This is a genomic window from Sulfuricurvum sp. IAE1 (assembly GCF_004347735.1).
GTDB lineage: Bacteria > Campylobacterota > Campylobacteria > Campylobacterales > Sulfurimonadaceae > Sulfuricurvum.
In genome coordinates, this window is sequence record NZ_SLTI01000060.1 from 326,387 (window position 1) to 348,858 (window position 22,472).

27 protein-coding genes are annotated in these 22,472 nt (G+C 55.3%); 14 read left to right on the forward strand and 13 right to left on the reverse strand.

What is annotated here, in order from left to right:
* Genes lptE through rlmC form a run of 5 tightly spaced genes read left to right on the forward strand, consistent with a single transcriptional unit; the run spans position 1 to position 7,298 of the window.
* On the forward strand, positions 1 to 519 hold the full coding sequence (lptE, locus tag E0765_RS10365) for an LPS assembly lipoprotein LptE (RefSeq protein ID WP_132813149.1): 519 nt from the start codon (positions 1 to 3) through the stop codon (positions 517 to 519).
* Positions 516 to 2,051, forward strand: coding sequence for a GGDEF domain-containing protein (locus E0765_RS10370; protein ID WP_132813150.1), 1,536 nt, complete (start codon positions 516 to 518; stop codon positions 2,049 to 2,051). The genes lptE and E0765_RS10370 overlap by 4 nt, the downstream gene beginning before the upstream one ends.
* Positions 2,048 to 3,196: a folylpolyglutamate synthase/dihydrofolate synthase family protein gene (locus E0765_RS10375; protein WP_132813151.1), complete on the forward strand. Its 1,149-nt coding sequence runs from the start codon at positions 2,048 to 2,050 to the stop codon at positions 3,194 to 3,196. Before E0765_RS10370 ends, E0765_RS10375 begins: the two co-directional genes overlap by 4 nt.
* Entirely contained in the window at positions 3,196 to 6,183 is a 2,988-nt protein-coding gene (gene mfd / locus E0765_RS10380; RefSeq protein ID WP_132813152.1) for a transcription-repair coupling factor, read from the forward strand. Before E0765_RS10375 ends, mfd begins: the two co-directional genes overlap by 1 nt.
* On the forward strand, positions 6,183 to 7,298 hold the full coding sequence (gene rlmC, locus E0765_RS10385) for a 23S rRNA (uracil(747)-C(5))-methyltransferase RlmC (protein WP_132813153.1): 1,116 nt from the start codon (positions 6,183 to 6,185) through the stop codon (positions 7,296 to 7,298). Before mfd ends, rlmC begins: the two co-directional genes overlap by 1 nt.
* Here the strand turns inward: rlmC and E0765_RS10390 are convergent.
* Positions 7,265 to 7,795, reverse strand: coding sequence for a YgjP-like metallopeptidase domain-containing protein (locus tag E0765_RS10390; RefSeq protein ID WP_132813154.1), 531 nt, complete (start codon positions 7,793 to 7,795; stop codon positions 7,265 to 7,267). The two genes, rlmC and E0765_RS10390, sit on opposite strands and share 34 nt — an antisense overlap.
* Before the next feature lie 48 nt (positions 7,796 to 7,843).
* Between E0765_RS10390 and E0765_RS10395 the strand changes: the two genes are divergently transcribed.
* The 3 genes from E0765_RS10395 to E0765_RS10405 are packed head-to-tail and all read left to right on the forward strand — an operon-like array spanning position 7,844 to position 9,893.
* Complete coding sequence (locus E0765_RS10395; RefSeq protein WP_132813155.1) at positions 7,844 to 8,425, forward strand: hypothetical protein; 582 nt, start codon at positions 7,844 to 7,846, stop codon at positions 8,423 to 8,425.
* On the forward strand, positions 8,422 to 9,231 hold the full coding sequence (locus E0765_RS10400; protein WP_132813156.1) for a TIGR00282 family metallophosphoesterase: 810 nt from the start codon (positions 8,422 to 8,424) through the stop codon (positions 9,229 to 9,231). Before E0765_RS10395 ends, E0765_RS10400 begins: the two co-directional genes overlap by 4 nt.
* A gap of 11 nt (positions 9,232 to 9,242) precedes the next feature.
* Positions 9,243 to 9,893 (forward strand): 3-methyladenine DNA glycosylase, encoded by a 651-nt coding sequence (locus tag E0765_RS10405; RefSeq protein ID WP_132813157.1) that lies wholly within the window; start codon positions 9,243 to 9,245, stop codon positions 9,891 to 9,893.
* Here the strand turns inward: E0765_RS10405 and E0765_RS10410 are convergent.
* Positions 9,877 to 10,089 (reverse strand): BrnA antitoxin family protein, encoded by a 213-nt coding sequence (locus tag E0765_RS10410; RefSeq protein ID WP_132813158.1) that lies wholly within the window; start codon positions 10,087 to 10,089, stop codon positions 9,877 to 9,879. The two genes, E0765_RS10405 and E0765_RS10410, sit on opposite strands and share 17 nt — an antisense overlap.
* Positions 10,086 to 10,379 (reverse strand): BrnT family toxin, encoded by a 294-nt coding sequence (locus tag E0765_RS10415; RefSeq protein WP_132813159.1) that lies wholly within the window; start codon positions 10,377 to 10,379, stop codon positions 10,086 to 10,088. Before E0765_RS10415 ends, E0765_RS10410 begins: the two co-directional genes overlap by 4 nt.
* A gap of 245 nt (positions 10,380 to 10,624) precedes the next feature.
* Here E0765_RS10415 and E0765_RS10420 point away from each other — a divergent pair, with 245 nt between their 5' ends.
* Positions 10,625 to 11,305, forward strand: a complete 681-nt coding sequence (locus E0765_RS10420; protein ID WP_132813160.1) for a hypothetical protein — start codon at positions 10,625 to 10,627, stop codon at positions 11,303 to 11,305.
* 82 nt (positions 11,306 to 11,387) lie between these two features.
* Here the strand turns inward: E0765_RS10420 and E0765_RS10425 are convergent, their stop codons facing one another.
* The 4 genes from E0765_RS10425 to E0765_RS10440 form a co-directional block, all read right to left on the reverse strand.
* Complete coding sequence (locus tag E0765_RS10425) at positions 11,388 to 11,579, reverse strand: YwbE family protein (protein ID WP_132813161.1); 192 nt, start codon at positions 11,577 to 11,579, stop codon at positions 11,388 to 11,390.
* A gap of 4 nt (positions 11,580 to 11,583) precedes the next feature.
* The gene (locus tag E0765_RS10430) at positions 11,584 to 11,769 is read right to left on the reverse strand and encodes a hypothetical protein (RefSeq protein WP_132813162.1); all 186 of its coding nucleotides are present in this window, start codon (positions 11,767 to 11,769) and stop codon (positions 11,584 to 11,586) included.
* Between the two features lie 79 nt (positions 11,770 to 11,848).
* Complete coding sequence (locus tag E0765_RS10435; protein ID WP_132813163.1) at positions 11,849 to 12,067, reverse strand: cold-shock protein; 219 nt, start codon at positions 12,065 to 12,067, stop codon at positions 11,849 to 11,851.
* 174 nt (positions 12,068 to 12,241) lie between these two features.
* A complete protein-coding gene (locus tag E0765_RS10440; RefSeq protein WP_132813164.1) occupies positions 12,242 to 12,871 on the reverse strand; it encodes an HAD family phosphatase in 630 nt (209 codons plus the stop codon).
* Positions 12,872 to 12,979: 108 nt separating this feature from the next.
* Here E0765_RS10440 and E0765_RS12760 point away from each other — a divergent pair, with 108 nt between their 5' ends.
* Positions 12,980 to 13,111 carry a hypothetical protein gene (locus E0765_RS12760; RefSeq protein ID WP_255417899.1) on the forward strand — a complete coding sequence of 44 codons (132 nt, stop codon included), beginning with the start codon at positions 12,980 to 12,982 and terminating at the stop codon, positions 13,109 to 13,111.
* Between the two features lie 2 nt (positions 13,112 to 13,113).
* Here the strand turns inward: E0765_RS12760 and E0765_RS10445 are convergent, their stop codons facing one another.
* From E0765_RS10445 to rho, 3 genes are read right to left on the reverse strand one after another with little or no spacing between them, the layout of a single operon-like run.
* Positions 13,114 to 14,751, reverse strand: a complete 1,638-nt coding sequence (locus tag E0765_RS10445; RefSeq protein ID WP_132813165.1) for a DNA polymerase III subunit gamma/tau — start codon at positions 14,749 to 14,751, stop codon at positions 13,114 to 13,116.
* 15 nt (positions 14,752 to 14,766) lie between these two features.
* Entirely contained in the window at positions 14,767 to 15,555 is a 789-nt protein-coding gene (gene murI, locus E0765_RS10450) for a glutamate racemase (RefSeq protein ID WP_132813166.1), read from the reverse strand.
* A 6-nt stretch (positions 15,556 to 15,561) separates the two neighbouring features.
* A complete protein-coding gene (gene rho, locus E0765_RS10455; protein WP_132813167.1) occupies positions 15,562 to 16,890 on the reverse strand; it encodes a transcription termination factor Rho in 1,329 nt (442 codons plus the stop codon).
* A gap of 150 nt (positions 16,891 to 17,040) precedes the next feature.
* Between rho and E0765_RS10460 the strand changes: the two genes are divergently transcribed.
* On the forward strand, positions 17,041 to 17,397 hold the full coding sequence (locus tag E0765_RS10460) for a cupin domain-containing protein (RefSeq protein ID WP_132813168.1): 357 nt from the start codon (positions 17,041 to 17,043) through the stop codon (positions 17,395 to 17,397).
* Here the strand turns inward: E0765_RS10460 and E0765_RS10465 are convergent.
* Positions 17,394 to 17,852 (reverse strand): hypothetical protein, encoded by a 459-nt coding sequence (locus E0765_RS10465; RefSeq protein WP_132813169.1) that lies wholly within the window; start codon positions 17,850 to 17,852, stop codon positions 17,394 to 17,396. The genes E0765_RS10460 and E0765_RS10465 overlap by 4 nt on opposite strands.
* A 92-nt stretch (positions 17,853 to 17,944) precedes the next feature.
* Here E0765_RS10465 and E0765_RS10470 point away from each other — a divergent pair, with 92 nt between their 5' ends.
* On the forward strand, positions 17,945 to 18,760 hold the full coding sequence (locus E0765_RS10470) for a formylglycine-generating enzyme family protein (protein ID WP_132813170.1): 816 nt from the start codon (positions 17,945 to 17,947) through the stop codon (positions 18,758 to 18,760).
* Here the strand turns inward: E0765_RS10470 and E0765_RS10475 are convergent.
* Positions 18,753 to 19,151 carry a YchJ family protein gene (locus tag E0765_RS10475; RefSeq protein WP_132813171.1) on the reverse strand — a complete coding sequence of 133 codons (399 nt, stop codon included), beginning with the start codon at positions 19,149 to 19,151 and terminating at the stop codon, positions 18,753 to 18,755. The genes E0765_RS10470 and E0765_RS10475 overlap by 8 nt on opposite strands.
* Positions 19,152 to 19,213: 62 nt before the next feature.
* Between E0765_RS10475 and rmuC the strand changes: the two genes are divergently transcribed.
* A complete protein-coding gene (rmuC, locus tag E0765_RS10480; RefSeq protein WP_132813172.1) occupies positions 19,214 to 20,524 on the forward strand; it encodes a DNA recombination protein RmuC in 1,311 nt (436 codons plus the stop codon).
* Here rmuC and E0765_RS10485 read toward each other — a convergent pair.
* Positions 20,519 to 21,067: a phosphatidylcholine/phosphatidylserine synthase gene (locus E0765_RS10485; RefSeq protein ID WP_132813173.1), complete on the reverse strand. Its 549-nt coding sequence runs from the start codon at positions 21,065 to 21,067 to the stop codon at positions 20,519 to 20,521. The genes rmuC and E0765_RS10485 overlap by 6 nt on opposite strands.
* A gap of 190 nt (positions 21,068 to 21,257) precedes the next feature.
* Here E0765_RS10485 and E0765_RS10490 point away from each other — a divergent pair, with 190 nt between their 5' ends.
* Positions 21,258 to 22,463 carry an OprD family outer membrane porin gene (locus E0765_RS10490; RefSeq protein ID WP_165921743.1) on the forward strand — a complete coding sequence of 402 codons (1,206 nt, stop codon included), beginning with the start codon at positions 21,258 to 21,260 and terminating at the stop codon, positions 22,461 to 22,463.
* Positions 22,464 to 22,472 lie beyond the last annotated feature (9 nt).

A 22,472-nucleotide genomic window follows, 5' to 3' on the forward strand; every position in this document is an offset into this window, starting at 1 on the left:
ATGAAAAAAACGGTCGCATCGGTAGTGTTAAGCCTTTGGTTGGCCGGATGCGGCTACGCCCCGGCATCGCACTATGCCAAAAACGTCGTCGGGGAGAGCGTCAGTACCGAAGTGATCATATCGATGGAAGATCCTCAGAATACGGTCATCATCAAAGATGCCGTCGACAAAGCGGTCATCACCAAATTTCGAACCGCCCTGCGTCCGAAGCACAGCGCTAAAACCCATCTCACCATCTCCATCGGCGGCGTCGGGTTTTCGCCGTTGCAATACGACACGAACGGCTACGTCATCACCTACCGTGCGACGGTGACGATGAATATCTCGCGCGTGACGGAGGGGAAATCGGCTTCGTACGCAACGACCGGCGTGTACGACTTCGCCATCGAACCCAATGCGATCATCACCGACCAGGCCCGTTTCGAAGCGATTTCGCAAGGGGCTGAGAAAGCGATCGACGCGTTTATCGCCAAGCTTGCCGCCGAAGGGGCGAAACCGCCGAAAGAGGAAGAAAAATGACCATCCACCAAATCGTCCGTAACACGGTCGAGCGGCTGAAAAACGAGGGAAAAACCTGGACTCCCGACGTCTATGCCGAAGTTTTCTGTGCCGAAGCGAAAAAAGCGGGCGTAGCGGTTGAAGACTGCTCGGGAGTGGAGCGTTATACCGCTTTGCTGGATAAAAAGACGGCCGATGAGATCAAGCTTTACCGGGTCAAAACGACCGCCGAACTGATCCGTTTCCTGATTTCGAAAATGAGCCGCCTCAATCCCACCGAAGCTTCCGCACTCGTCGAGATGCTCAGTTCGCTGGCGAAACAGATGGCCAAAAGCGTCGAGATGCTGCATAACGCCGAAGCCGCTGCGCTCGCGCGAAAAACCGTCGCGGTTCTAGATGAGCGGGGCGGGGCGACCCAGATCGACCTTCTAAAACAGGCGTGGAGCAATTTTCTTTCGATCTACGACGACACGTACCTGATGAAGCTTGCCGAGTTCGGGCCTGTCGATACGTCAAACCTGCGGCGCACGATCGAGGGGCTTCGCTTTTCGCGGGCCAAGGGGGCGGGTGAAGCCGACTATACGAGCGTCGCGCAACTCGTCGTCGCTTCGTTGCTCCCTTCGATAGCTCCGAAAATGGACGATGCGACCCTTAGACTCTCCCAAAAACTCAAAAACTCGCCCGAGTTCCTTGCGAGCGCGGAGTGTGAAAAAGAGCTTAAAGCGGCCATCGCGATGCGGATCGCCCTGGACAAACGAAGCGTCGAGGAGATGGTCCATACGCTCGACCGGCTGTTGGGGAAACTCTCCGCGCAGCTGATCGAGCTGATTGAGCGGAGCGAAAACTCCACCGCCGAGATCCGCGACGTCAAACGCGACCTTGAAGCGCTCGAAGCGGACAAACCCGCCGATTTCAAAACGGCCCACAAACGGCTCTATACGATCGCTACGGCATTGGAAGAAAAAGTAGAAGTGCTGGGGAAAGACCTTAAAATCCACAACGACAAGGTCGAACGGATGGGGAAAAAAATTGCCGCGCTCGAAGCCGAACTGGCCGAAGCGCAGCAGGCGTCGCGCGAGGATTTTTTGACCAAGCTGTTCAACAAACGGGCGGTCAGCGAATTTTTGAGCCTCAAAGAGGCCGAGTACGAACGCCACGGGCGCAGTTACAGCATCGCCATGCTCGACCTGGACCATTTCAAGCAGATCAACGACACATACGGCCATGAAGCGGGGGATGCGGTGCTCATCGCATTTGCCAAAATCCTCAAAGAAGAGGCGCGCGGGACCGATACCGTCGGCCGTTACGGGGGCGAGGAATTTATCGCGATTCTCGATACCGACCTCGAAGGGGCGAAAATTTTCGGTGAAAAGATCCGCGCCCACGTCGAGCAGGCCCATTTCATGTACCAGAACCACCGGATCGAGGTGAGTGTAAGCATCGGCGTGGCCGAACGGAGCGAATTTGAGAGCGAAAAAGCGCTCTTTAAAGGGGCCGACGCACGGCTGTACGATGCCAAGCACAAAGGGCGAAACCGCGTCGAGCCCGCATGAATCTAGACGAATTTCTCTCCGCCAAACCCCTTTTTTACGACGTCATCGATTACGGACGTTTTCCGCGCGCGTACGCCATGATCGCCGATCGCCTTCCCGCCCCGGCGATCGTCCATATCGTGGGGACGAACGGGAAGGGGAGTACGGGGCGCTTTCTTGCCGAAGCGCTGCACCGCAGCGGCAAGCGGACGGGGCACTATACGTCGCCCCACATTCTCCGTTTCAACGAGCGTATCTGGATCGACGGAGAAGATATTTCCGATGCGGACCTCGAGGAGGCTCACCGACGCCTTTTGGCCCTTCTGCCTTCCGAGGTTGCCGAGTCTCTGAGCTATTTCGAGTACACGACGCTCCTTGCGATGATCGCGTTCGAGGAGTGTGATTACGTCGTTCTTGAAGCGGGGCTCGGGGGAGAACACGACGCGACGAACGCGTTTGAGAAAGTATTGAGCGTTTTCACTCCGATCGATCTGGATCACGCCGCGTTTTTGGGAACGACGGTCGAGGAGGTGGCGCAGACCAAGCTGCGCAGCATGACCCGCCTCGCCCTGCTGGGATCGCAAAAACATCCCGAAGTCGAGACGATCGCGCGAAAGATCGCGGATGCGAAAGGGACACGGCTGCATACCCTGCACGAACGGATTACCCCCGCCATACGTGAGTGGGCATTGCAATTGGGCATAAAAAACGGTCTCAGCATCTATTTGCGCGATAATCTGGAACTGGCGATGTGCGCGTTCGAGCTGCTGGGATTCGAAGCGCGCGCAGAGCTGTTCGACCAGGGCGCCCTATTCGGGCGTCTGAGCCGCATCGCCCCGAACGTTACTCTCGACGTCGGCCATAATCCGCTTGCGGCCCGCGAAATCGCACGGGTTTATGCGGGGAAAAAAGTGACACTCGTCTACAATACCTATCGCGACAAGGATTACCGAGAGATCCTCTTTATTCTCAGCCCGATTATCGAGCGGGTGGAGATCATTGATGTGAACGAACCCCGGATCGCCCTGCGAAGCGACCTGGAAGCGGCACTGGACGGACTGGCGATTCCCTACGCTTCCTTCGAGCGGATCGACGATGCGAAAGACTACCTGGTTTTCGGCTCCTTCAGCGTAGCCGAGACGTTTTTGAAAAGGATGAACCACTGATGTCACAGGCACGACTGTACGAGTATCTCAAAACCGATCCGAAAAAACTCCCCGACATCCTCCTGTGCGAAGATGCCAAAGAGGCTTCCGAACTGGCCGACGTCTGTGCGTATCTCGGGATCGAAACGGCGGTACTGCCCGATTTTCGGGCCGCTTTCATGGACGACCTGCGTCCTTTCGGGGAAGAGCTTTTCGCCCTGTTTTCGGCACTGCGCGCCTATTACGCCGCCCCCAAAAAACCGCTGGTGATTTCACCCCTCAAAACCCTCCTTTTTCCTGTCCCAAAAGCGGAACTGTTGCAGAGCTTCGAGATCGAGTTCGCCTCACGGCTGGATCTCTCTGCCCTCAAAGAGAAACTGCTTCACTGGGGATACACCTTCGTCGACATGGTCGAAATGGAAGGGGAAGTGTCGCACCGCGGCGATATCCTCGACCTCTACGTCCCCGGAAGTGAAAAGCCCTGCCGTATCAGCCTTTTTGACGACGAGGTCGAGGAGATCCGTTTCTTCGACGTCGAGACTCAGCGTACCGAGAAGGAAGAGGTCGCCCAGATTACCGTCACGAGTACTTTTTTCTCGCTGGACGCGGAGCAGTTCAGACGGATGACGCGGGAGGCGGAGAACGCGCAAAGCGACAGTTTCGTCAAAGACATCGCTTCGCTGGGGTACTGGGTCCTCGGGGATGCGGGATGGGACCTGTGCGAAGGGAAACGGGTGGTCCGGATCCGGGAGATGAAGAGCGTGCTCGACGAAGCCTACGGCCTCAACCAGCCTACCCTGCCGCGCACACGGTTCGAAGGGGAAATCATTCCCGAACCGAGCCGTTACGCTCCGCTCGTCGCCCCTTCGCTCGAAACGCTGCGCAGCGTTCATAAAGCCAAAAAATTCACCCTGATCGCTGCGAGCGATACCCAGCTCAAAGCGGCCGGTGTTTTCGACACCAAGGGGATTGAAGTGCGGACATCGGGTCTGGTGCTCAACCTGATCGGTCCGGACGAGGTGATCGTCTCGCTCAACCGCCACGAGAAGAAACGGCGCCGCCGCCGCACCTCGATCCTCCTTGACGACCTCAAAGTGGGCGACTACGTCGTCCACGAGGAGTACGGGGTCGGTATTTTCGAGGGGATCGAACAGGCCGAAATCCTCGGCGGTATCAAAGACCTCGTCGTCATCAAATACATGGGGGACGACAAGCTCCTGCTCCCCGTCGAGAACCTTGATGCCATCGACCGTTACATCGCCTCGGGGAGCCTCCCGGTACTGGACCGTCTGGGCAAGGGGAGCTTCGGCAAACTCAAAGAGACGGTCAAGGCGCGGCTGTTCGAAATCGCCTCGGAGATCGTGGGGGTTGCCGCCAGCCGTGCCCTCATTAAAGCCCCCCGCATTGAATGCGACGGAGGGGAGCTCAAACGTTTCCAGGCGCATGCGGGATTCGATTACACTCCCGACCAGAAAAGCGCCATCGACGCGATCGTCTCCGATCTGGCCTCGGGCAAGATCATGGATCGGCTCCTCAGCGGAGATGTCGGATTCGGAAAAACGGAAGTGGCGATGAATGCCGTCTTCGCCGCGGTGCGCGGAGGCTACCAGTCGCTTCTGGTCGTTCCCACGACGCTGCTCTCCTCGCAGCATTACCGCTCGCTCAAAGAGCGACTGGGGGAATTCGGAATACGGGTCGGTAAACTGGACCGTTTTGTGAGTACCAAGGAGAAAAACGCCATTCTGCGCGCGCTGGGAAGCGGTGAGATCGACTGCGTGGTGGGGACGCATGCCCTGCTGGGAGTGAGCTGCGCGAAACTGGGGCTCGTCATCATCGACGAAGAGCATAAATTCGGGGTGAAACAAAAAGAGAAGCTGAAATCACTCTACGAGAACGTCCACCTTCTCTCCATGAGCGCCACCCCGATCCCGCGCAGCCTTAACCAGGCACTCAGCTCCATCAAAACCCTCTCCGAACTCCTCACACCGCCCAGCGAGCGGCTCGGAGTACGGACGTTTGTGAAAAACTATGACGAGAAATTGATCAAAGAGGTAATTTTGAGGGAACTGCGCCGCGGCGGGCAGGTATTCTACGTCCACAACTCGATCGATTCGATGGTGATCAAGGCGGGAGAGCTCAAGGCGATCCTCCCTGAACTGCGGATCCTGATCCTCCACTCCAAAATCGGCGCGACCGAGACCGAGGAGGAGATCGCCAAATTCGCTGCCAAAGAGTACGACGTGCTGCTGGCGACGTCGATCATCGAATCGGGGATCCATATGCCCACCGTTAACACGATGATTATCGACGGGGCCGACCGCTTCGGGATGGCCGACCTGCATCAGCTGCGCGGCCGTGTCGGACGGGGACACATCGAGGGGTATGCCTATTTCATCGTCGATGACAAGGATAGCCTGAGCGAAGAGGCGAAAAAACGGCTCGTCGCCCTCGAATCCAACTCATTCCTGGGGAGCGGTTCGATGCTCGCCTACCACGATCTCGAGATCCGGGGCGGGGGAAATCTCGTCGGCGACGCCCAGAGCGGCCACATCAAGAATATCGGGTACGCCCTGTACTTGCGGATGCTGGAGGATGCGATCAAACTCCTCACCAACCAGACAACGGCGATCAAAGCCAAAGTCGACATCAAGCTTACCGTCAGCGCCTTCATCAGCGACGAGGTGGTGGGCGAAGACCGTCTCCGGCTCGAGCTTTACCGCCGCCTCAGCCATTGCGAGGAGATTGCGGAGGTGTACGACATCCTCGAAGAGGTCGAAGACCGTTTCGGCAAGGCCGATACCCCTACGCGGCAGTTTTTCGATATCATGGTCATCAAACTGCTGTGTATCGAGAAAAAGGTGAAAATGGTGAGCAACTACAACCAGAACATCACGGTCGAGTACCAAAACGGTTCCAAAGAGACGCTCCAGAGCCCGAGCAAGGACGATGACGACCTGATCGCCGCGGTCCTCAAATATCTCCGTACCGCGAAGCCGAAGGTGCTCTGATGAGTTTCTGTTCGTATTTCGACACCTACCAGTGCCGCTCGTGCAGCTGGATCGACTATTTTTATGCCGAACAGGTGAAACAAAAAGAGGCGCACCTGCACGAACTCCTCTCCCCGTATAATCCGGCACATTGGCTCAAATCGGTTCCCAGCCCTCTCAAAGCTTTCCGCAATAAGGCGAAGATGGTTGCGATCCCGACGTTGGAGGGGGTGGTTCTGGGCCTCGATGAAGAGACGAGCCTGATCGAGTGCCCCCTGTACGACGAATCGATGCAGAGGGTTTTGCACATCGTACAGGAGTGGCTGCGGGAACTGGGGATCAAAGGATACGACCTCAAAAAGAAAAAAGGGGAGCTCAAATACGTTCTCCTTACCCGCAGCACGCAGGGGGGGATGATGCTTCGCTTCGTCCTCCGCTCGCACGGTATTATCCCCCGTTTGCAGGGGGAACTTGAATCGCTCATGAAACGTGCCCCCGAACTCAAAGTGATCACCGCCAACATCCAGAGCGTCCACATGGCGATCCTGGAGGGGGAAGAGGAGATATTTCTGAGCGAAACGCAGCGGCTGGAGGAGCGTTTTAACGGTATTCTCCTCTTTATCCGCCCCAAAAGCTTTTTTCAGACCAACCCCGCCGTCGCCGAAAAGCTCTACCGCAGCGCCGCCGAATGGGCCGGTGAGGCAAATCCGGCCCGCATTTGGGACCTGTTCTGCGGCGTCGGAGGGTTCGCACTGCATTGTGCCGCCCCCGGACGGGAGATCACGGGGATCGAGATCGAACCCGAAGCGATCCTGTGCGCCCGCGATTCGGCCGAGCTGATGGGATTTGAAGGACTGCGCTTCGAGAGCCTGGATGCGGCGACCTTCAGCGCGACGGCGGGAGCGGCTGCGGATGTCGTGATCGTCAACCCTCCGCGCCGGGGACTGGGCGAACAGCTGTGCAAATGGCTGGAGCGTATCGCCCCCCAGAGGATTATCTATTCGAGCTGCAACGCCGCCAGCCTTGCAAAAGATCTGGAGCAGCTGGGAAGTTACCGCGTCATGCGGGCGCAGATGTTCGACATGTTCCCCCACACGCCCCATTACGAGACGCTGGTGGAATTGACGCGGATATAAAGCTCCCCGCTAAGGTCGAGATAGGTCAGATAGAGCCGCACGTCGAATTCGAGCTGGTGATAGTGCGGTTCGATGTGGCAGCAGAGTTTGTAAAAGGCTTTGTTGTGCTCTTTTTCTTTGAGATGGGCGAGTTCGTGGGCGACGATCATCCGTAAAAACGGCTCGGGCGCGTTCTTGAAGAGGGTGGCGATGCGGATCTCGTTTTTGGCTTTGAGCTTTCCCCCCTGTACGCGCGAAACGAACGTGTGGGTTCCCAACGCCGAGGCAAGATCGCGCATTTTCGCGTCGTAATGGACTTTGGAAATCGGCGCCGCGTTGCGCAGATGGATGTTTTTGAGCTCGGTGACGTAGGCGTAGAGCGCTTTGTCGGTCGTGTAGGGGTGAAGGTCGGGATATTTGCCCAAGAGGTGCTCACCCAGAGCGTTTTGGTCGATGAGGTCGCGCACCCGCGCACGGAGTTCTTCGGGGTAGTGGGCGAGATACTTTAGCGATTGCATGGGGGGATTATAGTATAGTTTTAAAATTTTGCATACAAAGGCTCGGTGATGGAACATCCAAAGATCGAAGAGCTGATCGCCCGGATCAAAACCCTCGAAGCCGAGCTGGAGAGTGAACTCCACCGCGAATACGAAGATTTCCGGTGCGAAATCACCAAAAAGCGCGAAGAGGTGCTCGCCAAATATCGCCGCGACCGCCAGAACCTGTTTGTGTACCTGGCGACGACGCCGATACTCCATCTGCTCAGCGCCCCGGTGATCTGGTCGGTCCTTTTGCCGGCGCTGATCCTCGATCTGTTCGTTACCCTCTACCAGAGGATCTGTTTTCCGATCTACCGGATCGAGAGGGTGCGCCGGAGCGATTACATCATCATCGACCGGCATCGCCTAGGGTATCTGAACCCGATCGAAAAACTCAACTGCCTGTATTGCAGCTATTTCAACGGTCTGATCGCCTACGTAGCCGAAATCGCTGGGCGAACCGAACAGTACTGGTGCCCGATACGCCATGCCGCGCGGCTGCGATCGATGCACTCGCGCTATCAGCGCTTTTTCGAATACGGCGACAGCGAAAGTTTCCGCGAGGGGAAAAAAGGGTTGCGTGAAGAATTAAAGGAGATCAAAGAGTGAAAATCGCGTTTATCGGAGACATCGTCGGCCGCCCCGGCCGCACCATGATCAAAGAACACCTTCCTCGCCTGCGCCGCGAATACGGGATAGACTTTGTCATCGCCAATTACGAGAATGCCTCCCACGGGTTCGGCGTCACCGTCAAAAACGCCCACGAGCTTCTGGATACGGGGATCGACTGCATGAGCGGCGGAAACCATACGTGGGACAAAAAAGAGGTCGAGCCGCTCCTGGCCTCCCTGCCGCTATTGCGCCCCCACAATTATCCCGAAGGGGTTCCGGGAAGCGGGTGCCGCGTTTTTGAGGTGGGGGGAAAAAGACTGGCCGTTTTGAACATCATGGGCCACTACGGGATGCCCTATGTCGACAACGCTTTCCGGTGTGCCCGCGATACGGTGGCGCAACTCAAAAATGACGGGGTAGAGCATATCTTCGTCGATTTCCATGCCGAGGCGACCAGCGAGAAGCGGGCGATGCTGATGCTTCTGCAAGGCGAGGTGAGCGGGATTATCGGCACCCACACCCATGTGGGGAGCGACGATCTGCAGATTTCACGCGGCACGGCCTACCTCACCGACATCGGCCTCACCGGATGCCGTGACAACGTTATCGGCATGGACGCGAAAGTTCCGGTCGAAAAATTCCTCCTCGGCGTTTCGGGACGGTTCGAAGTCCCCGAAAAATGCCGCAAGATTTTCCAGATCGCGATCATGACCCTCGAAGGGGGGAAATGCACCGATGCCTTCAAACTCAAAATCTTCGACGACGGCCGCGTGTTCCGCACCGACGCGTGGATCGAGGAATAGGCGGCGCCGCGGTGGAACTGAGCGACTCGTTTGAACTCTACGATACCCTTGAAAAGCTGAACCTCCTCGAGAATTCCCCGAGCATGTGGTGGCCCGCTTACGGGACGTTCGAGGTGGTCGTCGGCGCGATCCTCACCCAAAATACGAGCTGGAACCGCGTGGAGACGTCGCTCGAAAACCTGCGCGCCGCTTCGCTCCTTTCTCCCGAACCCCTCAGCAAAACTCCCCCGGAGAGTTTGATGGAGCTGATCCGCCCCAACGGGCTGTTCAAAGCCAAAGCCGCCAACCTGATCCGCCTCTCCCGAAACCTGCTGGATGATTTCGGAGATTTCGGGAACTTCGCGCAAAACGTCGATCGCGAATGGCTGCTCCGTCAAAAAGGGATCGGCCCCGAGACGGCGGACTCGATCCTCTGCTACGCTCTCAAGCGCCCCGTCATGGTCGTCGACAGCTACACGGCACGGCTTTTGCGATCCTACGGCTACGAGTTCGAGAGTTATGACGAGTTGCAGGAGTGGTGCGAAGCGGGGATCCGCGCCGCGATCGATGAGGAAAAGCTCCATGAAGCGTTTGTGCGGTTTCACGGGATGATAGTGGAATATGTGAAGGGGAATAGTAAGGGCAAAGCGGTGAATGTCGAGCGGATCAGCTCGACCATTTAACCTGCGGTTCGACGTGCCGCATCGCACAGTCGGTGAGATACGAATTAATCAGCGTTTGATACGGCAATCCCGTCTTTGCGGCGAGTTGTTTGAAATACTCGATGGTATCGACTTCGATATTGAGCGAAATCTGTTTTTTGGCCGCTTTGGCATAGGGATTTTTGACGGATTGTGAAAAATCGTATTCTTTTCTCATGGTAACAGCTCCTTGTATTGGCGTTCTTCGTTTTTGGTGGATCGACGGGCCGATATGATCCGAATCGTTCCATCAGTGTCTCTGTAACAATGCACTACCGTTAGTATTTTGAGCGTGTAACTCATACCCAACAGGATAAATCGTTCTTCATGCTCCGAATGATCGGGATCGGGAATCAAACGGGCAAAATCATCATCAAATACTGTTTTGGCTTCTTCAAACGATACACCGTGTTTGGTTAGATTTGACGACGCTTTTGCAGAGTCCCACTCAAATTTTAACGATTCCATATAGATACTATAATGATAATATCATGATTTGTCAAGATGATTTTACTTTGCTTTGAGTTTTTCTAGGTTTTTGTATGTGTTCATGAAACGGTTGAAGAGTATGGGAAGGGAAAACACGCTTTATTAAGTAACTAAAAAGGAGTGAAAAATTAAAATAAGTTGACGTATAAATACAGTTTTTAGCTTTTAATGAAAAAAGTAAAGAACTGTATCATCAATAATATCGACTACAAAAAAGGTGGAAAATGAAAAAAACAGTTTTTGTTGTGGGGACAGCTTTGGCTGGACTTATGATGAGTGGATGTGGTGGCATTGGTTATGTAAATAATGCGTTAGTAGAAAAACAAAAAAATGTTGAGTATTACCGTATTTTTGATATTAAAACAAAAGCCGACCGTGATGTCGTAGCGGAGGCAGCAAGTGTTGGTTTGGGAAAAAATGTAAACGATGCAAGCGAAGCCCGTCCTATCCCAGATTCTGCTACATTGCCGGATCATCCTGGCCGATTTAAATTGAGCAATCCATTTGAAGGATCACAATTGGGGGCTTTAATGAATGCAAGTGGTGCTTTAGGGGGCAAAATGGCTACATGTCAAGGATCATCATGGAATGCTCAGGCAGTAAGAGATATTCCAGGAAGTAGTAATTTACGCATAACAGCCTGCTTGTTTCCGTATAAAGAAGGATATCATCTCGATGTTTATGCAACGTTTGCAAAGCAAGAAGGCGGTTTGATGCAGGCAGTTCGTTCTGGTGTCAATGCAATGGTAGGAACGCCAGAAGAGTGGACGGAAAAAACGTTTTTGGATATTGTAAGAGAGATACGAAAACAAACTAATGCTGAAGTGACATTAGTTGAGGGTTATCCAAAAGTTCAAGGTACACCGTGGCTTGATTCAGGTGAGATGGTACAGGCAGCTAAATAAATTATTTTTGTTACAACTCTCCTGAGTTGTAACATACACGAAATTATTCCTTTTTTATCTAAATAAAGAAAACGACAAAGCATCAAAACACCTCTTTGACCCGTCCCACTTCTCCGCTCATTAGCCGCACTTTGATACCGTGGGGATGGGTGGGGGAGTTGGTGAGGATGTCGCGGACGATCCCCTCGGTGAGTTTCCCGGTTGGCTGATCTTGTTTGAGGACGATGGCGACCCGTTTGCCGCTTTGGATGTTTTTGCGCTCTTTGCCGTCCATGAGGTTATTCCCGCAGGTTGAGCCATGAGGGGGGATTGTCGAATTGCAGCCCGCTTTCGCGCCAGTCGGTTTTGTCGCCGTGGCGCGAGTGGAGCTTTCCGGCGATGAGGGTGTACTGCATTCCCGTGATGACGCTGGTGAGGCGTTTGCCTTTTTTGAGTGCGTCGAGTACGGCGTCTCTGCTTTCCATGTTGTCCCCTTGTGTCGGTTTGTTAAAGCTCCCCTTGGAACCTTAATAAAACGCAGGCGGCGCAGGCCGCCTGAGAGGCTTAGAGCGCCGTGACGTTTTCGGCTTGGGGACCTTTGTCACCCTGACCGACGGTGTAGGTCACTTTTTGACCTTCGTCGAGAGAAACACGGCCGTAGCCTGTGCGGTTTACCTGACGGAAGTGGACGAAGATGTCTTTATCGCCGTTGTCTTGTTGGATGAATCCAAAACCTTTTTCGCCGTTGAACCATTTGACGGTTCCGTTGAGCAGTTCTGCCATGTTGCAGCCTTTGTTGTGTAAATACACCCGGCGGATGCCGGGTGGTCGAAATAATAAAATGGAGCGGTCTACAGGCGGGTCGTACTGATAGAAGTCAATAAAAAGCAGCCAAAGATGAGACTCTAAATCATCTTTCAATACAGACAGTATAGCGGAATTTTTCTTTTTTACCCATTACAGCAGTGCGATCAGTTCGTCGAGCTTTCCGATGCGGTGGGTTGCGGCGCTGAAATCGTGGTTTTCGGTAAAGCGGTTGTGGACGACGACGCACTCGATCCCCGCCGCTACGGCGGCGCGCAGCCCCCGTTCGGAATCTTCCACGACGACCGTTTCGCTTTTTTCACCGCCCAGACGTTCCAGCCCCAGCAGATAGGGATCGGGGTAGGGTTTGGCACGGGGGTATTCGCCGCTGCACAGGACGAATTCCATGTAATCGACGAGGCCTCTGCGTGCGTGGATCAGCTCGAAATCGCATCGCAGGGCGGAGGTGACGATCCCCATCCGGTACTTCTGCGAGAGCTCTGCGAGTACCTCGCGCACCCCCGGAATCGCGATCTCTTCGGTGCGAAGGTAGTGCTGGTAAAGTTCGTTGCGTTCGGCGCGCCAGAGGTCGGTGACGCTCAGGGGGACTCCCTCTTCTTCGGCGATCAGAAAGGCGCTTTCGCCCGCAATCATGATGTCACGGTAACGCTGGGGGGTGAGGATAAACCCGTGTGAGGCGAGCACCTCGGCGCTGGCGGTGTAGTACCAGTGTTCGGTATCGACGAGGACGCCGTCGTTATCAAAAAGGATCTGCGTTTTCATGGCGGAATTGTAGCGTGAGCGGGCTGAAAGGGAGAAGGATGTCAACGGAGGGTGAACCGCAAAAACGTTATAATGGCGCTTTGATTTTCAACGATTTTAGGAGAATGTATGATTCGCTGGTTTATTACGGGACTGATTGCGGCGGCGGTATTCGGCGGCTGTACGGTCAAAGAGTTCAACGACGGCGTCAGCGACGGCGTGAGTGACGTCAAACGCGTTATCCGCGGTACGAACAACTAAGATTAGACTTTTGACTGGACGGTGATTTTTACCGCTTCGAAGAGCTCGGCCGCTTTCTGGATCATCGGCTCTTTGAGCAGGTCGCCGCCGTCGAATTCCTTCGTACTTGTCTCGTCGCACGACGCGACGCAGCTTCCCACTCCCACTTCGGCCTCTTCGATCATCGAGGCGTTTTCATCTATACCCGGATTCCCGTTCGCCGGGGATGCATTTTCGGGTGCCGTTTCGGGCTGTTCGGCGGACGGAGCTTTACTGCACGCTTCGGAACGGATCTGCGTTTCGATGCCGTAGATCTCGCGGACGAACTGGCGGATAATGCCGAAACTGTTTTTGAGAAGCTCTTTGTCGGCTCCCTCCGCGCAGCTTTCCCACGTGAGGACCCCGTCGCCGTACGCGACGTACGCGACGTTTTTCTCGAAGCACTCACCCAGCTCGAGGCTGCGGTCGCGGATTTTTTCGCACAGCAGTTCGAAGGGGCTTTTGGCGGGGACGACGGTCTCGACGCTGACGCTCGGCGCAGCTTCTTCGGGATCGGCTTGCCGGGGCGCGGCGGATACGGCGACGTGATGGTGAGGCGTGCGCGATTCGAGCGATTCGATCATCTCGTCGATCTCTTTGATCTTGAGCGCTTCGATCATCTTGAAGAGTACCAGGCTCACCACGAATCCGCCGTCGGCGTTGATCGCGAAGAGGGTTTTGGCATCGCTGAGGATACGGAAAAAGCGCTCGATCACGAGAGGGCTGAAGCGGTGGTCGCCTTCGTAGAGGCGCTCTTTGAGATAGGCGATGAGCTCGTCGACCACCATTTCGGCCTCGTAGGCTTCGAGCTCTTTGAGCATTTCGGTGAGGCGCGCTCGGTCTTTGGCAAACACGGCCTCAAAGAGCGATCCGATGTATTCGGGATCGAGCAGCCCCAGCATGTCGGCAACGGTCTTGACGTCGACGAACCCCTTGGAGTAGATGATCGCCTGATCGAGCAGGGTGAGGGTGTCGCGCAGACTCCCAGACCCGCTGCGGGCGAGGATGTCGAGCGCTTCGGCCTGGAACTCGATCCCCTCTTTGTTCAGGATATGGGTCAGGTGGTGGACAATGTTGGGATGGCTGATCCGTTTGAAGCGGAAATGCTGCGTACGGCTCAGAATCGTCGGGGGGAGTTTGAGCGGATCGGTGGTGGCGAGGATGAATTTGACGTAGGATGGGGGCTCTTCGAGGGTCTTGAGCAGTGCGTTGTGCGCCTCCTTGGTCAGCATGTGGACCTCGTCGATGATGAAAATCTTGACGTTGGCGCTGGCAGGACGGTATTTAGTATGTTCGATCAGGTCGCGGATATCGTCGATTTTACGGCTGGAAGCGGCATCCATCTCGATGATGTCGATGTGGCGCCCCTCGTTGGCCATGACGCAGTGGCTGCAGACGTCGCAGGGGGCGGAGGTGGGACCGTTCTCGCAGATCAGCGATTTGGCGAAAATCCGCGCCGTCGAGGTTTTACCCGATCCGCGCAGACCCGAAAAGAGGTAGGCATGGGAGAGTCGCCCCGAATCGAGGGCGAGAGAGAGGGTCTGGGAGATGCTCTCCTGACCGATCAGTTCCTCGAAACGTCTGGGACGGTATTTGAGTGCCAGTACTTCGGATGTGCTCATGCAACCTCTTTTTGTTTAATCGAGTGAGTTTAGCACGGTTACGCTAAAACTTTTGCCCAGGATCGTTTCGACCATCGCAGGCTCGATGGCTCCGGTCGCATAAAGTGCCAGAGAAGTTTCCCCCCCGTTCGCGTGTCCTCGCAGCTCCATCAGGTGCAGCAGGCGGTTTGTCACCCCCTCGGCGCTGTCGATAAAAACGATCGGGCGTCCCATGACCCGTTCGATCGCCTCTTTGACAAGGGGGTAGTGGGTGCACCCCAGAACGATCGTGTCGACGTCCGCCGCCCGCATCGGGGCGAGCCATCCCTCGAGCATCGCATGGGTTTTCGGGGTATCGGTTTCACCTGATTCGATCTGCTGCACGAGTCCAGGGCAGGGTTGCTCGAACACCCGTACGCGGTAATGCTGGCTCAGCATCCCGACGAGGGATTTGTATTTCTCCCCTCCCAGCGTTGCCGGGGTAGCCAGGACGCCGACGTTTTTGGTGAGCGAATGCGAAATGGCGGGTTTGAGCCCCGGCTCGGTTCCGACGATGATGAGATTTCCGTAGCGTTTGCGCAGCTCTTCGATGGCGGCGGAGGTCGCGGTGTTGCAGGCGACGACAAGGGCGTCGATACGGTGGTGGGAAATCAGGTATTCGGTGACGCGGATGGAGAAATCACGGATTTGATCGGGGGTTTTTTCCCCGTAGGGGGCATTGGCCGTATCGGCGACGTAGACGATCCGAACACCGTGGATGCGGCGGAGCATCGCGGCGACAATCGTCAGTCCCCCCAGTCCCGAATCAAAGACACCGATCGTCATCGTCGGTTATTTGCTATCGGCGTTCATGCTCTCGAGGAATTCGACATTCGACTTGGATTTGAGCATCGTATTGTAGAGGAAACGGAGCGCTTCGACTTCGTCTTCTTGTTTATGCAGCATCGAGCGAAGGACGAAAACCTTCTGGAGGATTTCGGGGCCGATGAGGAGCTCTTCTTTGCGGGTTCCCGATTTGAGGATGTCGATCGCCGGGAAGATACGGCGGTCGGAAATTTTGCGACTGAGGACGATTTCGGAGTTTCCGGTCCCTTTGAACTCCTCGAAAATAACCTCGTCCATCCGGCTTCCCGTTTCGACGAGGGCGGTGGCGATGATCGTGAGGCTTCCGCCGTTCTCGATGTTACGCGCCGCACCGAAGAAACGCTTTGGCTTGTGCAGGGCGTTGGCGTCGACCCCGCCCGAGAGGACTTTACCCGAGCTTGGGGTGACGGTGTTGTAGGCGCGTGCGAGACGGGTGATGGAGTCGAGCAGGATGACGACGTCTTTGCCCAGCTCGACGCGGCGTTTGGCCCGCTCGATTACCATCTCGGCGACTTTGACGTGGTTTTTAGCCGGTTCGTCGAAGGTTGAACTGTAGACTTCCCCTTTGACGGAGCGCTCCATGTCGGTTACCTCTTCGGGGCGTTCGTCGACGAGCAGAACCATGAGTTCGATTTCGGGGTGGTTGTTGGTGATCCCGTGGGCGATCTCTTTCATCAGCTCCGTTTTACCCGAACGGGGAGGAGCGACGATGAGCCCGCGCTGCCCTTTACCGATCGGGGCGAACAAATCCATCATACGGCCGGTCAGTTTGGTCGGCTGGTATTCGAGCTTGATCTGCTCGAGGGCGTAGAGCGGGGTGAGGTTTTCGAACAGGGGACGTTTTTTGGATTCTTCGGGGGGGAGGTAGTTGATCGCTTCGACTTTGAGCAGGGCGTAGTAGCGCTCCTGGTCTTTGGGAGCGCGTACCTGGCCCGTGACGATGTCCCCGTTACGCAGCGCGAAACGGCGGATCTGCGTGCTCGAGACGTAGGCGTCGTGGAGCGAGTCGCTGAAGCTCTGGTCCACCGCACGCAAAAATCCGTACCCGTCTTGCATGATTTCAAGGATTCCCGTAAAGAGGATGAACCCCCCCTGCTGAACCTGTGTTTTGAGGATCTCGAAGATCAGATCCTGACGTTTGAGTTCGTTGGGGTCTTCGATCCCCAGCGTGTTGGCGATTTCGAGGAGGTCTTCGAGTTTTTTCGTTCGAAGCGCTTCGATCGTGAACCCTTCGACGGGAATGTGCGTACGGTTTTTCGAGTTGTTTTTGGGGGTTTTCGCAGTGGTATCGCTCATGCGGTGAATGCCTTGGAAGAAGATGTGGTATGTGTAAGATACGGAGTTTTTGCTTGTGCAATTGTGCTGTGACATTATAATCTATCGCCCGAAGGGTTGTCAAGAAAGCGGGAATTATGGGATAATGCACCCTAAAAAAGGAGAAACACCATGATTCACCGAGAACTCGCTTCGGTTCCCTCGGCCGCGCAGAAGGCGGGACAGGGGGTCAGCATGCAGATGCTCCTCTCGCTGCAGGACGTTCCCAATTTCGCGATGCGTTGCTTTACGATTGAAGCGGGAGGACACATGCCGCACCACACCAATACGGTCGAACACGAACAGTTCGTCCTCTCAGGCCGTGCGAAAGTGCGCGTCGGCGACGAGAGCTTTGAGGCCAAAGCCGGAGACATCCTCTACATTCCCACCAACGTCGCCCACAGCTACGAGACGATCGGCGACGAAGCGTACCGGTTTTTGTGCCTTGTTCCCCAGGGGGAAGACTGCATCACCATGATGGGGTGTTAGAAGAGTTTTAGGTTGAGTTTGAGGGCGATCATCGTCCCCTGGGTGATGAAATCGAGGGTGAAGTAGTCGTGCCGGTAATAGAGCATCGGCATGAAGGCGATCCCGTCGTTGTCACGCCCCTCTTTACATTCGACCGATTTAAGACCGTCGAAACAGTACCCTTTCTGGTACCCCACCACCCCGTAAATGCCGAATCCCTTATACATCTCATAGCGGTATCCCGCGGCTACGATGTCGGTGTTTTTGTCCCGCGAATTGACGAAATGCAGATACGCCAGCGTGTAACGGCGGTCATAGACAAGTTCGGCGCCGTAGGCGTCGTGGTGGCCGTTGTAGGCATCGCCCGATTCGTCGGTGCCGAAATGGTGCGAGACCATCCCCACCGTCGCGTACCCTTCTATGGGGGCGGCGGGGAGGAGCGTCGCGAACAGAATCGATAGAATAAATGTTTTCATGACAAAATTGTATCTGAATCGGCGGGATGTGAACGGTTTTTGCTAGCAGTTTGAAAACCGCTCGACGGTAATGAAGTCGCAAAAGGGCTAATTTGTTCGATATTTTCAAGAAAAAACCGGAACCTTCCCCCGTACAGACCCCCGTGGCCGAGACCCTCAAAGAGTTTACGAATTCGCTGGGAATGGAGTTTCTCTATGTCGACGGCGGGGAATTTACGATGGGACGAAACCCCCAGTACGAAGAGGGGGGAGACGTCGAGTCGCCGCCCCACTCGGTCCGGGTAGGAGGATTTTGGGTCTCGAAATACCCCGTGACGCAGGAGCAGTATTTCAAGCTCACCCGTATCAACCCTTCGTATTTCAAAAACGACAAGGTCGAAGAGGAGAGTTCCCGTCGCCATCCGGTCGAGCAGGTGAGCTGGTTCGACGCCAAAGCCTACGTCGAGCTGCTCAACCGCTACGAAGGGAAAGCCCATTTTTACGCACTCCCCACCGAAGCGCAGTGGGAATACGTCGCCAAAGCGGGGGGGAATACCCGTTTTACGTTCGGCGATTCCGAAGCGATGCTCGACGAATACGCGGTGTACGAATACACGGCGAACCTCCGCACCGCGGTGATCGGTTCCAAACAGCCCAATCGCCTGGGAATTTACGATTTGATCGGAAACGTCTGGGAATGGTGCGAGGACGATTTTTTCGCCAACTACAACAATGCCCCCTCCGACGGACGAGCGCGGCTCGTCGGGGCCGAGGGAATCGAGGGGGAATCGTTCAAGGTACGCCGCGGCGGGAGCTTCAAGACGGGTTACCTGTGCCTGCGCAGCTCGTTCCGGGGCTATTCGCGTCCTGATTTCGTCTCCAACGACATCGGGTTCCGTCTCGTCATCAACGCCGATCCGTTCAGCTAAAATCCCCGCTTTCGTAGAGCCATCGGCCGTTTTCTTTGAGAAAACGGCTTTTTTCTTTCATCGTATACTCGCCCAGCCGTGCTTCGAACGTCACGAACGCTTCATTTTCGCCGTCGATAAATTCTATGATTTTCAGCCCCGTGAACACGGTGCTGCGGCAAAACTCTAAAATGCCTTGTTTCCACTCCCCGCTATCGGCCGTGTAATCGGGATTGTCCGGATGGGTTGTTTTCATAATATAACCCGCGAGTCCGAGTGCGTAGGCGCAATAGCGCGAGCGCATCAACAAAAGCGCGCTTGCGGGGAGGACCCCTTTATGATAGGGTTGGCAGCATTGTTTGTATTTTTTGCCGCTGTGGCAGGGGCAGGGGGCGTTGGGTGAAATTTTCATAACGGCATCTTACACCCTGCCATCTTTTTCGCCTCTTAGGGAGTGTGGGCTATAATGGCGTCATGATCTACGAAACAGCCATATTTATCAGCCTCAGTGCCGCCGCCGCTCTCGGATGGCAATACCTTAGAACCAAAGCCGATTTGAACATTCTGCATGCGCAGGCCGAACAGCTCCAGTCCATCGCCGCCCAGGAGCGTGCGCAGCGTATCGAATTCCAGACGAAAAGCGAACAGCTCCTGAACGAATACCGGATTTTGGAACGCGACTACGCGGTGCTGCATACCCGCAGCGAAGAGAACACCCGCAGTTTCGAAGAGAAAATCCGCCTCCTCGATGAAGCCAAGGCGCAGATGAAAGTGCAGTTCGAGCAACTGGCGGCGCAGATTTTCGAGCAGAAGGCCAAGACGTTCGACGAAGCGCACGCCAAAGGGCTGGACCTGCTCCTCAAACCGTTCCGTGAACAGATCGCCCAGTTTGCAGCCCAGAGCAAAGAGCAGTTTATTCACGACGCCAAGGAACGCCAGAGCCTCAAAGACGAGATCGTCCGCCTAAAATCGATGAGCGAGCGGCTCAGCGAGGATGCGATCAACCTCACCCAGGCCCTTAAAGGGGAGAACAAAACCCAGGGGAACTGGGGAGAGATCGTACTCGAGCGGATTTTGGAAGAATCGGGGTTGCGCGAGGGGCACGAATACGAGCTCCAAAGCACCCTCAGCGACGAAGAGGGGAAAAAATACCGCCCCGACGTCATCGTCCACCTGCCGCAGAACAAGGACATCATCATCGACTCGAAAGTCTCGCTGGTCGCGTATGACGCCTTTGTCCGGGCCGAAAACGACGAGGAACGTGCGCATGCCCTCAAGCAGCATCTGCTGTCGATCCACAGCCATATCAAAGGGCTGAGTTCCAAACGCTACGAGCAGCTAGAAGGGGTGCGGACTCTTGATTTCGTGTTGCTCTTCATGCCGATCGAGGGGGCGTTTCTCCTGGCGCTCGAAAACGACAACACGTTTTTCAAAACCGCCTATGAGCAGAACATCGTCGTCGTCTCCCCCTCCACCCTGCTCGTAACGCTTAGAACGATCGAGTACATCTGGCGGAGCGAATATCAAGAACGCAACGCACGCGAGATCGCCGCGTCTGCCGAGGCGCTCTACGAAAAGCTGGTGGCGTTTGTGGAAGATATGGAAAAAATCGGGGAACAGATCGGCCGGACGCAGAAAAGCTACGATGCGGCGATGAACAAACTCAGCACCGGCAAAGGGAACCTGATCCGCCGTGCCGAAGGGATGCGCAAACTCGGGCTAAAACCCAAAAAAGCACTTCCCGCCTCTTTGGCGGGCAACGAGGAAGAAGAACCTCTTTTATAAGTGGGGAATTTTCACTTTTGAATTGAGCAGCGCGCCGATGAGAAGCATCAGCGCGAGCACCCCCATCCAGCCGATGAAGCCCGAACCCAGCCATACGAGCCACAGCAGTATCGCCCCCAGCGGGGTCGGAACCCCCGTGAAATATTTGCTGACTTCTCCCGCATCGGTGTTGATGTTGAACTGGATCAGACGGCGAAGGCCGCTGATGACGTAGTAGATCGAAGCGATCGAGGCGAGAACGAGGGGAAAACCGCTAAGCTGCGCATAGACCCCTTCGAAGATGAAGAACGTCGGTACCAGCACGAAGCTCAGGAAATCGGCGAACGAATCGAGCTGGACGCCGAATTCGTTGGAGAGGGCGTATTTGCGGGCGATTTTTCCGTCGAAAATATCAAAGGCTCCCCCCATCCAGGCCAGAATGACCGCATACACGAATTGATGCTGGGTCACGAAATAGGTAGCGAGCAACCCACACGTGATGTTGGCCATCGTAAACAGGTTGGCCAGGTTGAAATGGGATTCCGAACGCCATAAAAAATGCATACTCACCTCGAAAGAACAGGGTTAAATGGATGTCGGCATTATAACCAAAGCGGGGCGCAACACTCTAATTGAAAAGAGTTATCATTATTAAGCATGATGTAAGCTGATAGCCATTATCATTCTTTTACAAATTAATAACGCATATCAATATCTTGATTGATTGTATCCTTGAAGAGTAATGGGAATAATAATGAAAAAGATCGTTGCAATGAGTATGGCGGCCGTAGCTGTTTTGAACGCGGCAAGCATGGATGAGGCGTTTGTCGCCGGAAAAGCCGAAGGGCAAATCCGTGCCGCGTACGTGAGCCAGGACAACGAAGCCGATCAGGATACGTACGGTACGGCCATCGGCGGTATTGTGAAATACGAAACGGCCGCATGGAACGACATTAAGCTGGGTATCGGGGCGTACGTATCGCAAAAGCTTCATTTCGCGACGGGTTCGTTCGATGAGGGGAAAGCCAACGCCGATCTGTTCGGCGAAAATACGAAATCGTACGCTTACGCAGGAGAGGCATACCTCGATTACAGCGCGAACGATTTCAACCTTCGTGTGGGACGTCAGCAGCTCGATACGCCGTTTGCCGATACCGACGATATCCGTATGCACCCCAACACGTTTGAAGCGGCTGTGGCAAGTTATCGCGGTATCGAAGGTACAACGCTCGTGGGAGGATACATGACCCGCTGGGCCGGATACGATTCGGGCAGTGATATTTCCAAATTCAAAAAACCGGCGGATGGAAGCAACGGCGTCGCGATTGTCGGATTTATGAATGAAAGCGTCGACAACCTGGCAGTTCAGGGATGGTATTACGGCGCGGACAAATTTGCCGACCTCTATTATGCCGATGCTGCTTATACCGTAGGGTTCGGCGAAGAGATGGGGCTTGAGCTGAATGCCCAGTATGCCGCGTTTAAAGAAGACACGCAAGCTGATGGGACCAAAAGCGGCGTGGACGGAAACGTTTACGGAATCGGCGCGGCGTTCATTGCGGGCCCGGTGACCGTCGGCGCGGCGTATAACCGCGGCAGTAACGGCGAGGGGAAAACTCCGCCCATCGGATTCGGCGGCGGGCCGTACGTGACGTCGATGGAAGAGTGGACGATTGAGGGGATGGAAGACGTTAAAGCCTATCAGTTCAGTGCCGAAGTCGATATGGGCGCGGCGGGTGTCGAAGGGCTCAGCCTGAGCGTTCTGTACGGAGTGTTCAAAAGCGATCCGGCCGCCGTAAAAGTCCGCGAAACCGACGTCATCGTTGCCTATGCGGTGAATGAACGGCTGGGAGTCGACGCAAGTTATGCGCGGATTCAGGATGGCAACGACAATGCGGGCGAGGGCGGAACGGATGGCGGTTACAGCCGTTTTTTGGTTCGTATGAGCTACAATTTCTAAAGGATAACA